The organism is Stenomitos rutilans (assembly GCF_059505485.1).
Genome location: NZ_JCACKR010000094.1, coordinates 27,504 through 41,728, shown reverse-complemented (window position 1 = coordinate 41,728; position 14,225 = coordinate 27,504). Strand labels below are relative to the sequence as shown.

General features: G+C 47.8%; 8 protein-coding genes. All 8 read right to left on the bottom strand.

What is annotated here, in order from left to right:
• Positions 1 to 71: 71 nt before the first annotated feature.
• Entirely contained in the window at positions 72 to 2,444 is a 2,373-nt protein-coding gene (locus tag AC5JLP_RS18980; protein ID WP_496069504.1) for a glycosyltransferase family 4 protein, read from the bottom strand.
• A gap of 328 nt (positions 2,445 to 2,772) precedes the next feature.
• Positions 2,773 to 4,242, bottom strand: coding sequence for a Tn7-like element transposition protein TnsE (locus tag AC5JLP_RS18975; RefSeq protein ID WP_496069503.1), 1,470 nt, complete (start codon positions 4,240 to 4,242; stop codon positions 2,773 to 2,775).
• 132 nt (positions 4,243 to 4,374) lie between these two features.
• Positions 4,375 to 6,342, bottom strand: a complete 1,968-nt coding sequence (locus AC5JLP_RS18970; RefSeq protein WP_496069513.1) for a TnsD family transposase — start codon at positions 6,340 to 6,342, stop codon at positions 4,375 to 4,377.
• Entirely contained in the window at positions 6,342 to 7,889 is a 1,548-nt protein-coding gene (locus AC5JLP_RS18965) for an ATP-binding protein (protein WP_496069502.1), read from the bottom strand. Before AC5JLP_RS18965 ends, AC5JLP_RS18970 begins: the two co-directional genes overlap by 1 nt.
• Entirely contained in the window at positions 7,876 to 10,155 is a 2,280-nt protein-coding gene (locus tag AC5JLP_RS18960) for a Mu transposase C-terminal domain-containing protein (protein WP_496069501.1), read from the bottom strand. Before AC5JLP_RS18960 ends, AC5JLP_RS18965 begins: the two co-directional genes overlap by 14 nt.
• Positions 10,152 to 10,997, bottom strand: a complete 846-nt coding sequence (locus tag AC5JLP_RS18955) for a TnsA endonuclease N-terminal domain-containing protein (RefSeq protein WP_496069500.1) — start codon at positions 10,995 to 10,997, stop codon at positions 10,152 to 10,154. The genes AC5JLP_RS18960 and AC5JLP_RS18955 overlap by 4 nt, the downstream gene beginning before the upstream one ends.
• Positions 10,998 to 11,190: 193 nt before the next feature.
• Positions 11,191 to 13,104 (bottom strand): glutamine--fructose-6-phosphate transaminase (isomerizing), encoded by a 1,914-nt coding sequence (gene glmS / locus AC5JLP_RS18950; RefSeq protein WP_496069499.1) that lies wholly within the window; start codon positions 13,102 to 13,104, stop codon positions 11,191 to 11,193.
• Positions 13,105 to 13,368: 264 nt separating this feature from the next.
• Positions 13,369 to 14,142, bottom strand: coding sequence for a class I SAM-dependent methyltransferase (locus AC5JLP_RS18945; protein ID WP_496069498.1), 774 nt, complete (start codon positions 14,140 to 14,142; stop codon positions 13,369 to 13,371).
• Positions 14,143 to 14,225: the final 83 nt, after the last annotated feature.

The window sequence follows — 14,225 nt, the reverse complement described above, 5'->3', positions numbered from 1 at the left end:
CACAGATGATTGTCAGGAAGAAATTAGTGAAGCAAAAACTTTCGATATTAGCGCCTTTGGTATCCACCAGTTTAACGATAAGGGATGAACCAGTCACCTCGCTCTAGCCATTCCTCAACCTCAACCAGATTCATCCACTCTGAGCGATCGTACTTCGTTCTGGCTTGGCTAAGTTCTGCTTTTGCTCGTTCCACATCGCCCATTTGAATAAAGTACATTACCTTGACGGCTGCCACATTTGGCTTCAGTTTCTTGGGTGTCAAAGCCAACGAGTAAGCAAAAGCTGCTTCTGCTTCTGCTTCTGAGAAAGAAGCCAGGGAATAGGGTTGCAATAATGCTTCTGGAATTGCCTTGACGTATCGAAAAATCTTGGAGCTATAGAGGAAAGGATGCTCTTCAAGCGGCACTAAATAGTCTCGCAAGCGATACATAATCAGATGAATCCAAACACAGTAAAAATGAGCGAAGTCTTGATGGACTACGAGCGAGAGACCCGGCACTAAGGATGGGAAAAAGCTCTTGTGAATGCTGGTTGCTAAATCCCAACTCTTCATCGCGTCGATAAACAGAAACTCAATTGGGCGTTGATCCCAGCCAATGCGATTCAAATCTCCTGGGTAAACCTGAATCGAATGACTCCAGGGATGAATGCGCTCAACAAACTCCTCAACAAAGCTGTCTCCTTCTTTATACTTTCCTTCGGAAGCCGTTCCCAGAAGATGCTGATCCATATAGGAGGGTCGCCAGATGAAAATGTCATAGGCATGAATGCGCTCTTCCCTTGCTTCTACCTTGAGATTGCTGGCTAAGCCGATCGCTAGAGGAATCGTGGATGAACCAAGCCAACAACCCAGATCAACAATCTCTCCGCTGCCTGTATACTCATTCTTTGCATAGCTCTGAAGATAAAAACGCTCCTCAGATGACAACATACTTAGCTTGTCAGAAGCTAAGGGAAACAATTCCTGATCGCTTGCTGATAGTTGCTCTTGAGGTCTTTCTAGCTCAGATAGATTCTGTAATGATTGAGAGACTTGTCCACTGTTACGAGTAATAGAACTAATAGTTTTTGCTTTGTGAGTGACAAGATTTAAGTATTTAAGTCGTCGATAGAGCAGTAATTGATTCGTTTTATAAATGGAGTCTTTGCTTGGAGTTGATGGAGTGTCTGAGTGGGTCGCGATCGCTTGCTTGAGACTTTGTGCCAACGAGTTCTCATCACCGGGCGCAAACCAACGCACGTCGTGCGATCGCTTAATCAGTTTTAAAGTTTCTCGAAAGCCACCTGTATCTGAAACCACTAAACTAACGGGTAACTGTCCCATCTCCAATGCCGCATTCGGAAAGTTTTCTTGGTGGCTGGTGAGACAGACAATCGGATGAGTTAGCTGACTAATTAATTGAATTGCTTCTCGACTGTACAAGTCAGCAAGAATGTGATAGGAATAACTGCTTCCCAACTCCTGCCGAATGTATTGACCACTATCTAAATGTTTGAGCGCTTCCACCTGAAGCTGCACATTTTTACCAATGAAAAGAATCTGAATTTTCTCAGCGATCGCAACATCCAACAACTGAAGCGCTTCGATAAACGTGATTAACCCTTTTCGTTCTTCCAACCTGCCAAAGAAAATGACCGGCATCCTATCCGTCTTGAGCGCCTGCCTTAGGTCATCTCGCAGCGGCTCTAATGCCAACGACTGTTCCACTTCAGGAACAAAGTAAGGCAAATGTAGCGCATGATCTGTTTTCCAGCCGTAGCGGGCTACTTTGGCTTTCAAAAAATGGGATGGGAAAAACGCCAGGTCTGCCTGCTCAAAAGATGCTTGTTCATAATGACTAATCTGCAAACTCCAAGCAGGCACGGGAAAGGTGTACTGCCGATGCGCTTCCAGCAGCCACTCCTGTCCACTGTGCAGGGTGACGGCAGTAAAACAATGCTTGCCCAAGACACCTGCTCGTTTGGCTTGAACGGTGCGGTGTCCCAACCCCAGTGTTTCTGGGAACTCGATATAGATGAACGAACGCTCAAAGGCAACAGCGATCGCCTGAGCAAAGAACAGCGCACAGTAGTTTTCGCGATCGACCCACTCCCACTCTTGGAACTGAGACAGGATTGCCAGATGCATGGGCTGTAGCGCCAAAACATCCTGACACTCGCTAGTGGAGAAGATATGCTTCAGCGCCGGGAGATGGGATTCCCCGCCAAACCTCTCTTGACTCTGGCAAAGCAGCAATACCACAGTCCACCCTTCTGCTGTCAGTTTTTCGCTCAGAGTCCGGTAATAGGTGCCAATGCCTCCATTCCTGAAAATGCCTTCGTATTCAGAGGTTACGAGTAACGCCACCCGATGAGCGACTTTTGGAAACTGAGCCAGCAGCTTTGGGTTAAAGCAAACCTCAAAGCTCCCAGAACTAGATTTGAACGTTAATTCTCTCGTCATATCTAAAAAGCTCTAAGTTTAAGCAGCTACTTTGAACCAATTTCTCATGCTGTTGCAATCACATCTGGTATACATAGCCTGAAGTGCTAATGCTGCTTGATTTTCTAGCAAAAATGAACACCAAGAATGACAGCCACTTTAGCGGAAGCCCTTGAGCATCAATGTCAATGTAAAAACTTAAGCGCAAAAGTTTACGTAGCTTCATACGATTCAGCAACGTACAATACTTGAGGGGTATTGGCAGTGGGCGATCGCCTCAACGTTAAAATCTGTCAGACAAGAATGATCGCTATGGTTCCGAAGGCAGAACTTCAGATATTGCTCAATACTAGTTTGAGCTTGCAACGTCTTTCGCACTTTTGTATAGCCGCTCACCCCAATCTTCTGTTGAGCTATTCGTATGTTTAGCCCACCGAAAATTGAATTTTGCGATCGTCTCAGAGAATTTTTTCAACGGTTTACTATTCCAACCTCCCTCAGGCTGCAATGCTTCATCTACTATTTTGTTGATAACCGCTTCGAGCGTATTTTCAACCTGATCTTTAGTAAAGGTAAAAATCAGTGTAGAAATAGAATAATTGTCTGGTCTACCAAACTCTAAGATCCAACAAGGAGGAAATCCTTGAGTCTGTAGCGTGACTAGAGCATACTTTCTAGGGCGATCGGCTACCTTAGCAAACAGCGTTTCTTTCGTAAGTTCGTGTACTTCCCACTTAACCGTCACATCCCAATGCATTTCTTCTAAGAACCGGATTGCTTCAGCAAAATCATCCAGTCCGTCATCGGGTGCAACGAAGATATCAAGCGGCGATCGGAGAGCAAACTCAGCCGCAGGGTTCTCTCCCCCTTGTCCTGTATCGGCGAAGTTAATTTGCTGGCTTTTTAAGAGTGGTTCAGCGGAACTTTGACCGTCATCCTGCTCCGATTCGTCCTTAGCTCGCTTCGTAGTGATGACCGAGGTCAAACCTGTCTGGCTGATTTTTAGTTTCTGCTTTTCAATAATTGCCATGCCCAAGCGAGGCAGCCTCCGAATCGGCTTTGGATTTTTAGGTGGTTGAGCTTCGCCCTCGACCAAATACTCCTTAACAACCTTCTCTTTGGGCGGCCGCTTAGTGGCAGGCTTTTCCACATACTCACGCTTTTTGATACGAGGGTGGGTGAATTCAAGTTCGCTGAAAGGCAGCGATCGCGTCGGTCTAACTTCAAGAATCTGCTGAACTAGCAGAATTTGCCCTGTCAAAATCCCTCTCACATGCCACGTCGAAGCAAATTTGGGCAGATTCGTTGTCAAGGGAATCGAGGTATTCCAGGTCTCTTGGGTTGAACGACTGAGTCGATCGCGGTACACCCTATCCCAGGCGAGACGAAAGGATGAATCATAGAGCAGGCGAGCAATACGAAAGACAAGCGATCGACTCAAAATTTTCTTCGGCACATCGCCTGAAAAATCTAAAGCCAGCTTCCCTTGACTGATTTCGTTCCGGGTGATCACTCGCTCAAAATAATTCGGTTCTAGTAACCCAAAGGCAAGTGTTTTATTAGGAAGCAAAAACGCCCGAATACATTCCAGCACTGGAATCACAATGGTAACGGTTTGCTCAGTCTGAAATCTGACGCAGTACTCTGCCAAATTGTTTTCACCCTGAAGCAGGTAGTTTGCCAGTGTTGGAATAGTACTTGCTCTAGCTAAGGTTGCAGTAGACGAATCAGGAATCACCAGCTTAAATACTTTCCCTTCCGCTTCATTCCATACAGGTTGCCCCATCTGAAACACCTGCCCTAATCGTAACCAGGGCATAAGCCCCCACGGAAAATCAACTTCTCTGAACTCACCTGACTTTTGCTTGAACACTGCTGTCGTTCGCCATTGTCGGTACATAGATTCCCGCCAGGGCATCGTAACCACCAGAGAGTGACTTGTTCATCGTCATCAAAGAGCCATTCGTTGAGGCGGACAATCTCTGTCATACTGAGATGAAATGTGTTCTAAAGATACTAGTGCTCTACTGATAGCATTTTCTACTGAAGGTAGCAATTCGATCTCTGGACGTAAACCGGCTCGACGGGTAAATCGCCATCTTAGGGGACAAACGCCTTCTTGCACATAGCACTCTAAAACCCATTGGATGCGTCGAAGCGCAAATGCTTCTCGTGTTTCAGCTAGCTCACTCAATGCCTTCGATGTCCAAGGGAGTTTGTCAGCGTGCTTTTGAATCAGTGCTAATTGTCCAAGTTCTCTAGCGATCGCGGCAACTGTTACCTGACACGGTTTCCCTGCCTGCTTGTATAAATTAGTCGCAACAGATTTCACTGCTTCTGCGAGTTCAATATCTCGGTGCTCCCAGTTAACCCGCAGGAACGGTGAGGCTGCTTGTTTTTTGGCTGGCATATTAGCTTCCAACCATTCACGATCATTGCGTCGCAGCCATGCGTAAACTCTCTGAAATTGGTTTTTCAGTATAGTTCTTCCTGACGCAGGATTGTCTCTTCGCGCAGCTAGCCATTCTGCTCTGTAGTCCTCCAAGCTAACCTTTGAGACTGTTTTCTGAGTCTTTAAGGAAGAAACAAGTACCCGATGACTTTTGTTAGTCTGCCGCTTGCTCTGACGTGGGAAGGGCAATTCCAGTGCCGCAGCGTGTAATTTGACAGTAGTTGGATCAACGCCAAGCTGCCGTGCCATTGCTCGCAGACTGACGGTTGAGTCTGCCCAAAGGTTCTTTAGCTTCTCTTCCCAAATGGAGCCAAAAGCTCGAACCTTCGTTATACGGAATGGATCTTCTTGGGTTTCATCTGGGCCAGTACGGCAATACATGAAGCCACAGGAGCAATAAAATGTACCCACTGGTTTTCCATGATCTTGAGTGTAAGTAATTTCACAAGTTTGGATTACAGGTTGATGAAAATGAGGAGCCGCTTGATTTAGACAAAGCCAGGGTCCCTTACCAAAGGGCTTAAACTGATGAGGAACCTGGAAGAATGACGCGGCTACGTGGTTCAGGAATTGGATCAATAACAGGTGATGTAAAGGATGCTGAGATCCTTTGGGCGATCGTACCAACCGAAACAACCAGCTATGTTGGCTTTCAGTATCAATTTCACATTGAAGGCTTTGTAGGAAATCGTTTGGATAGAACTGACAGAACTCTCTGAGTAGATCGCTAACCCGTACCCTACCGCTATAGGTAGCAAGCCCTCGCTCTGCAAGAAGCTCGCGATAGCGTTTCGACAGCACCTCTAATCCCGGTGGGGAGGTGGTCTGTTTTAGCAACCAAGCAGCATCCTGAGCTATTTTCAGTAGAATCTCATGATGGGGATTCAGCAGACTGAATGAGCGTGACTTTGGCAATTGAATGCCCTGCTCTGCTGCAACAAACTCATGCCGCGTTTGAGGATTCTGAATCCGAACTTGGCTATCCAGCAGACGAACGTTGTGTTCGGGGCAAACCTCGACTCCTGGTAGTTGGTGAAGACGGTGCCAATAGGGCTCACCGAATTCTTGTTTATCTTGCCGCACGCAAAGAGGACAAAACCTGAGCCACTCTGGAGGCTGAACGGTGCTTGCCATGACACCAGAACGCATCTTAATGGCGGGTCCTCGTGCTCCTTCCATATCAGCCAAAAGTTGCTGCGCTTGTTCGGGATGCAAGAAAGGTGCGAAGAACGGGAAAAGCGTATGACGATTGATTAAACGTTCAACTGTGTGTGGGCTACCAGGCGGTAAGGCTGAAACGAGACTGCCAACGTTACTGGGTAAATCAACAACCGCGATCGCTGCCTCATCTCCAAACAACTCTCGTATGGTTCCCTTCTTGTTGGGATACTGCACCCGTTGATGAAAACGAGCACAAATGCTGTACAGCAACTCATCTGGATAAGGATTGGGAAAGCATCCGATCATCAAGACGCCTCCTCCAACAGGTATTCAGTAGCAGGACGAATGAGTCCTGCTTGCCGAAGGGCTTCATAGGCACTAAGCTTTTGCTTTTCTCCCGATGCCGCGATCTCAGGTAAACTTCCTTCCAAGGGAGCAGTTTTTTTACGTCTTCTAGAAACTTTTTGGACGGCTTCAGTGGCCGCTATCGGCGCTTCTGTTGCATCAACGGCGGTTGGTGGCAATTGCCTGTCGAGATTGTTTATTCGCGTAGCGGTTGATGCTTGACCTTGTTCAGCTCTACTTAATTGATTTTGGGCATCCTGCAAAAACTGATCGATGTCAATGGGATGAACATCCTCAACGCTGGTAAGAAGCCGAGTGTCTTTGTTTTTTAGGGCTTGTAGAATAGGGTACGCCAACCGTAGGCTCTCTTTAGCCACTAGTCGAATTCCTTGCTCGGTTACAGCTTCTTCGCCATTTGTGATCGCCCGAATCTGAGCCAGCATGTAGACCTTAATGGCAAAGTCAGTAATACCTTGCGTTTCCTCATACAGCGCATCGCGCAGTTCCTGTGTCGAGCGAGATTGCTTTTTAACATACTGGTATCCCCATAAACATCTCACAATCCATTTCCAATCCTTGTCATTCTTCATCCTGTCCCAGACAAGGTCACCCTGCCCTGTACCTCTACGGGTTTGTCGAAACTCTCCATTAAGCACAGAAATTGCTTTATAGGTGCCGACAAGCACGACTGGTAACCCAATCGTGTTGATTAACTGAACAAAAAAGTTCAGCATTTTGCTGGAACCGCCACTTTTAGCTTGGCTAAGGTGCTGGATTTCATCAATGACTAGTACACCGATCGAGTGAAGAGACGCAACCAGAGCCATACGTGGGAGCAGTTCGTCTACTGTTTTACGACCCCCCGCATAGTTGTCGTAGTAACGAGTGCCGAGCAGGTCATCTACTGCCTGGAAAAAGTTTAAGCATAAGCCCTTGATTGAACCATCGAATGGGCAGTCTAGCTTGAGCCAGACAATTTGTGTGAAACTGAAATCGCGATCGTGATAGTGACTATGGAGGATAACCTGCGGATACAAAGACAGAATCGCTTCTATCGCCGTGGTCTTACCAACTCCGCTAATACCAACAATAGTAAATCCTGTTGCAGTTGAACGAGGGGATTGGCGAACTGTGCCTAAAGAGTGAACCCGCAACTGCACATCTCCCCAAAAACCTGTGATTGCGGGATTCCGTGCCTGGTATCCTAGCCGAATCATCCGGGAAAACCGTTGTTCCAGATCAAAATGAATCGGTAAAGGAGCAAAAAACTGCAAAGTATTTTGAATCAAATGTAGCCGAAGATAGGCAGGCATCTTACGATGCTCTTCGTCATACTCTGGATAGAATGCAAGACGTTCTGCAGTTTCATCCTGGGTGAAGATAGGAGGGAGAGCTTCAATCAGGGGATTACCTTGATAGTTTGGAATGACCGGGTCTAGGTAAGTTGCCTGTTCAACTCTACCCTTTCCTACCAAAAGAGACGGGATGTGTTGGCTACTCATCATCATCGCTCCACATTTTTGGACGCAGTTTATGCAGTTTTTCGATTAGTTGGGATTGCGAAACATGGGTTGAGTCCTCTTGATTATCAATTGTCTCAGCGTCTGAACCTTCATACTGAGGCTCTTCAGCATCCTTGTCTGGTTCTGGTTCTGAAGCTTCAGTTGGCACAATCAGAGGAATCACCTTACCGGAATGAGCAGGAAGTGGCTTTTCTCCCAATTTCCAGGCTTGGGCTTCGCGTTCCATGTCGCGTTCTTCTTGGCGATTCGGACGGATGCCTTTGATGCGCGATCGCTTACTCTGCCCTGTCACCTGCTCCAGCGCTGTCGAGGTTTGTTCCTGACCTTCATTCATAATCTGCTCCATTTGAGCATTCAGGGCAGCGCTAGATTGCTGCTTGCGGCTTCTAGACAACTCCTTCTGCTGCTTACGGATTTCAAAGTAGTCAAGAGTTTCGTACCAATCCCGTCCTCGGAAGGCATGTTCTGCGTCAATCAACTGGCAACACTCCAGACGTTGTCCTCCATCAAGACGCAAATAGATATCGGTTAGGCTACGAGGATCATAAGCCACATCAATTTTCCAGCCTCCTCGTTCTCTAGCCCTTACAAACCACTGCTCTCGTAAAGCCAAGTCGCAAGAGTAAAATAAGCCCTGAAACCGAATACCGCGATAAGTAACAGAAACTCGCTCAGAAGGTAAAAGGTTCAAGCGCAGAATGTCACGGGACTTAACCCTCAGGTGTCCTGCCCGGTTACGAATACCCCAGTTCCATAGGTCTAGGGGATATGGCTCAACGTGCTCTTGGATCATGAACTCATCCATGCGATACCAATCCATCCGGTGTTCTTTGTTATGGTCTAAAATCGCAAGAATCATGAGCTTCCGGAATTGATGCAAATCCAGCACAGCATCAAGGCGGTAGTCATTCTCTCCACGTTCACGCGGTTTATAAACAGCCCCTGGCATCCAATGAATGACTTTGTCATTACTCAAGCGGAAGTTGCGCTCTACGATCCCTTTCCAATCTGCACGGTAAGGAGGGGTATTGGAAATAGTTACATCCAATGCTTTAACGAGGTTATCAGCGTTGTAGCCCTCTAGCTCTCCCCGATCAGCAATGATGACTTCCGACAAATGATGGCAAGGCCAGTCTTCCTCCGTAATCTCAACTCCATATTCTTGACAGAACGCGACTTTGTCTACCGCCGCATTTTCTAACGCCTGCATTGCCCCTAGCCAACTTGGACCTTCCAAGGTGACACTTAGCCCAGTAATCATGCGGCTAAAAACGTCAATCAGAACGTAAATAACAGGGCGACCGATAATGCGGGTGCGATCAAGCGAACTGACTAGATAAATGTCTCCAATCGTGGCATCTATCTGGTAGATGGAGCCTGGACCGAAAGCCATCTGAGTTGAATCTCCCAGTACCTCACGATGGCGCAGATTATAACGGCGTTTTCCTTCTCGTGAAGTCAGAGCATGGGTTGCATCCCGCTCTTTCTCATACCAATAGCGAAATTGACCAAACGTAGGTAGTTCATGAGCTGGTGGCAGACAAGGAATCAAGGCCCCATCAGAAGAAAGCGTGTAGCCTTTATGAAAATGCTTCTCCAATGTTTTCTGAAATGCATCCTGCAGCGTTCGTCCCTGAGCATTCTCATAGAATTGGCGAATGCCTCGATTAAACTTCTCTCGTATTTTGCCATCTACATTTACCCCTACGGGCATTTGAGTGACTTTACTGATTTTGCTTGGGCGTCCTCGCTTTTTCTGTCGGCTTTGACGTTCTTTCCCAGGCGCACCGCATTTATCAAAGAGAGGTAAGAGCGCATTTCTGGTCTGTCCTCCCTGCCAGTAACGCCTGAGATACTTATAAAGAGTCATTTTTGTGCAGCCTGTCTTTTCCACCCAGGCATTCAAAAGTGTTCCACGACCGTGGGAAAAGAAGATACGCCCATCTTTGTCCCCTACCAAAGGGGCAATGACCTCCCACGCTTGGTCTCTCCGTTCTCGGTGCTTTTGGGGGATAGTATCCTCAGGCTTGAGGAGAGAAGCATAAGGATCAATCTCTAAAACATGAGCTTGCTGTGTCGCGATCGCCTCTTCCAAATCTGTACATTTCTGCCAAATAGGAAGTGCTTTAGGGTTCAACAGCTCAATTGTGGCTACATCTGTGTAGGAAGGATCAATCCAGAGTAAGCGTTCCACACGCGAAGTTTCAGTATCGTCCTGCCATTCCAGAAGCATATTTACAAAAAGCTTCATCCCACACCTCCGATCGCCTCGTGCAAGCCTGTTGACAGGGTCGAAAGGAGTTTGAGTGTCTTGCTGGGTTGGATACGCTGGCTTAGATCAATATGCCATCGTCGATTAGCAATCAAATAACGCACAATTGACAGGCTAGTACCAGGAGAGAGACCTAGCTGGTCATCACATGCGTTTGTAATCTTAGTTAGTGCTATTCTCCCTTCCAGAACCTGAGGCGTTAGCACTGTTTCGATCCGTGTGGTATCACCTTGAGTTAATGGAGCAAAAGCTTCAAGCCAGTAACACGAGCGCAACCATTTGAGGTTTTCAACCAAGGTTTTAGAAATTTCTTTCTCAGTAACAACTCCCCAATCGATGTTTCGGTGCTTCCAGTAAAGTCGCTCAATCTCCAGCTTCTCTAAAGTGCGTTGTGATTGCAGGTCAGCAGCAGGTTTGATGGCACGAGCTTGTTCTATCTCACGATCGCTCTGCTTTAAGGTGATCAAAAAATCCGTGGTCATCACTACGGATTGTTGAGTTTCAGGATCAGTAGGATGAGCATACCCGCATTGTTCTGCAATTTGCTGGGTTTCCTCTAACGGCAGCAAGGGAAACTGCTCCCGGATATCTACCACTAGTTGCGACCAATCTAGAACGAAGAGGTAGCTAGCCTCCAGTTGGCTCATCAGGTGATGATCTCTGCCGGTCTTCCAGCCTTTGGCTCGACTAGCTAGTCCTTGCGAAGGAACATCCTGAATTCGCAGCCAAGGTTGGTAGTCAGCCCTTCTCCCCTCCCCTCGGCCTCCCTTCAGTCGTTTTTCAATCTTCTGCTGGTCAGTACCGCGATTACGTTTAGCCATTGGATAAAGTCATTCAGCAAATCTAGAAACTCTGAATGTGGGAAATACTCCACTCCTACAACGTTTCCAGCTTACAGTAAAAGTATAAGACTTTATTTGCTAGTATCCAACTTTATTTCTCAGTCTATGACTTTATTTGCTAGTACCCAACTTTGTTTGCGTTTTACATATCCATGAGCGATGCCCGTAGGGTTTACTCAACTGTAACGCTCTTTGCCAAGTTTCTTGGCTGATCAACGTCTAAGCCTCTGCGTGCCGCAATGTGATAGGCCAGCAGTTGCAGGGGAATCACCGTGACGATCGGCGATAGCAGTTCATCCACATTAGGCACTGGAATCAACGTATCGAAGGTTTCAGCGGCTTCGTGTTCATCCATCGGCGTGACCCCAATGAGTCGTGCATCCCGCGCTTTGGCTTCCTGCGCGTTGGAGAGCACTTTTTCAAATACTGTTCCTGGCATGGCGATCGCGACGACTGGCACCTTGGCATCCAGTAGCGCGATCGGCCCGTGCTTCATTTCACCAGCCGGATAGCCTTCCGCATGGATGTAGCTGATTTCTTTGAGTTTCAGCGCACCTTCCAGGGCGATCGGGAAGTTGATGCCCCGTCCCAAAAAGATGAAATCTTGCGTTTCGGCAAAATCGTGCGCAAGTTGCTCAATGTAGCGTTCCTGACCTTCAAGCACCACTTCAATATGGGCTGGGAGTTGCTGCAAGCCCTCCAGTAATTGTGCAAGCTGGGTAGGCGCGATCACCTGACGATGCTGTGCCAGATCGATCGCCAGACAGTAAAACGCCATCAATTGCGCGACGAACGTTTTTGTAGCGGCCACACCGATTTCAATACCCGCATGGGTATCAATAATATGGGGCACCAGATGCCCCAAGGAACTCTCTGGACGATTGGTAATGCCTAACAGCCGCGCTTGAAAATCGGCTGAGTGCCCCGATCGACGTTCCTTTTCCATTGCCAGTGCCGCCAATGTATCGGCGGTTTCACCCGATTGTGTGACGCCGATGGTGAGGGTGTGAGGGGTGAGGGGTGAGGGGGCATAGCGAAATTCGGATGCATACTGCACAGAGGTGGGAATCTCAGCAATTTGTTCTAGCAAATACTTACCAACCAGTCCGGCATGCCAACTGGTGCCACACGCTACGATCTGAATATGTTGCAAATCGGTATACAGGTCAGCAGGCAGGTTCAGGCGAATGGGCGAATGGGTGTGATCAGCGGCTGTCCAGGCAGTATCAAGGTAGGCTTCCAGGCACGATCGCACGACTCCAGGCTGCTCGTAGATTTCCTTCAGCATGAAGTGCTTAAAGCCCTGCTTCTCCACCATCACAGGGTTCCAGTTCAGCGTCCGGGGTGTTTTTCGCAGCCGTTGTCCTTCAAAGCTATAGACTTCAACGCCCAGGGGTGTCATCCGTGCCAGTTCGCCATTATCCAGAGTGAGCACTGCACGGGTATAGGGCACGATCGCAGGCGTATCCGACGCACAGTAAAACTCGCCCTGCCCAAAACCAATCACCACTGGAGCCTGTTGCCGCGCCACAATCAATTCATCGGGGTAATCGGCAGAAATAACGGCGATCGCAAACGCTCCTTCCAACCGATTGACCACCTGCCGCACCGCTTCTAAAAAGGGCGATGGTTGAATCGAAACTAAAGGGCTGGTTTCCAGGCTCTCAGCCTGCTGTAATACTTCGGCAATCAAGTGTGGCACGACCTCTGTATCGGTATCAGAGCGAAACTCGCAGCCACGCTCTTTCAGCTCTTCGCGCAATTCGCGGTAGTTTTCAATAATGCCGTTCTGGATGACTGCTATCCGCATCGACATATCCATATGAGGATGGGCGTTATATTCTTCTGGCTTACCGTGAGTAGCCCAGCGCGTATGGGCAATGCCAATGCGCGCTGGATTCTCTTCGCCTGCGAGTTTTGATTCGAGGTTGTGCAGTTTCCCTTTGGCACGAACACAGTGGATCTCGCCTTCCAGCACGGTAGCAATGCCCGCAGAATCATATCCGCGATATTCCAGCTTACGCAGCCCTTCGAGCAAAATACCGCTTGCTGCTTGGGTGCCAATATAGCCAACAATTCCGCACATCTGGAGTCACTCCTGCCGAGCCTACATAAGCGCTAATATACTCCGTTTTCTTAACCTCTAGAGGAAGAGGCGTAAGGGGAGAGGCGTGAGGGGATGAGGATGAGGGATGAAAGGCTATAAGGATGAAGGGAAGAGTTTTGAGTTTTGAATTGCGCCCTCTGCTTCCCCTGCCTTCTTGACCCGACACCTAACGGTTGCTTGAGCGGCTGTAAACAACCTCGAACTCAGAACCAGCCAGTTAAGCAGTGCGCTCCAAACGAACGATTATGCACGTTTGCAGGCGGAGACAGCAGAGGGCGCGAAACTACCAAACGTGACTGCTTTAAGCCCTAAATCTCGAATTGAATTGTTATGAAGCTGAACGTTTGTCATGCCATGATGCTCAAAATAGTTTGCATATTCAACTTGATAGACGATATCTGACAAAACGACCGTACCATTTGGTTTGAGGACTCTGACAATTTCATCGAGTGCTTTTCTGCGATCGCTTTCGGCTTCTATGTTATGAACCGCCCAACTTGAGAGCACTACATCAAAGTAGTTTGCTGGAAAAGGTAACTGACGCATATCGGCTGTTTTGACTTCAACACGCTCTGTAACCCCTTCGGTCGCCGCATTTGATAGTGCAGCAGCAGCACTATTGCTAGCTTGATCATGCTGTTGCCATACGTCGATACCGATAGCCTTGCCAGTCGTAAGGCGGTTTGCAGCCCCGATCATCATTAAACCTCGTCCGCAACCGACATCAAGCACAAGCTCATAACCTGACCACTGCACAAGATTCAGGAGTTTATCTCTGTCTTTTAACTTCATGACCTTACTGCCATACAGCATGAAGCAACCCATGCCAAGCAAGTAGGTGGCTGTCATACCCAATAAAGTACTGACGGCTATTTTGGGAGTTTGCCCTAAGATTGATGAGAACAGTACGACAAGTAAGAGTACGAGTGACACTGTACCAGCGCCAAAAAAGAAGCGCACAAGACCGGGCGCATCAATGCCGTAATCCGGGTTGCTTTGAACACTTTCAGCCGCCATTAGCTTTGTGTCTCATTAGAAACAACTGAGATAAAAATAGTACATTTGCTCACATTGTTCAAGTGCTATCAGACGCGATTTCT

Coding starts and splice junctions, on each gene's coding strand:
- glmS (WP_496069499.1), bottom strand. CDS start 13,104: ATGTGCGGAATTGTTGGCTATATTGGCACCCAAGCAGCAAGCGGTATT.
- AC5JLP_RS18965 (WP_496069502.1), bottom strand. CDS start 7,889: ATGATGATGAGTAGCCAACACATCCCGTCTCTTTTGGTAGGAAAGGGT.
- AC5JLP_RS18955 (WP_496069500.1), bottom strand. CDS start 10,997: ATGGCTAAACGTAATCGCGGTACTGACCAGCAGAAGATTGAAAAACGA.
- AC5JLP_RS18975 (WP_496069503.1), bottom strand. CDS start 4,242: ATGCCCTGGTTACGATTAGGGCAGGTGTTTCAGATGGGGCAACCTGTA.
- AC5JLP_RS18970 (WP_496069513.1), bottom strand. CDS start 6,342: ATGATCGGATGCTTTCCCAATCCTTATCCAGATGAGTTGCTGTACAGC.
- AC5JLP_RS18945 (WP_496069498.1), bottom strand. CDS start 14,142: ATGGCGGCTGAAAGTGTTCAAAGCAACCCGGATTACGGCATTGATGCG.
- AC5JLP_RS18960 (WP_496069501.1), bottom strand. CDS start 10,155: ATGAAGCTTTTTGTAAATATGCTTCTGGAATGGCAGGACGATACTGAA.
- AC5JLP_RS18980 (WP_496069504.1), bottom strand. CDS start 2,444: ATGACGAGAGAATTAACGTTCAAATCTAGTTCTGGGAGCTTTGAGGTT.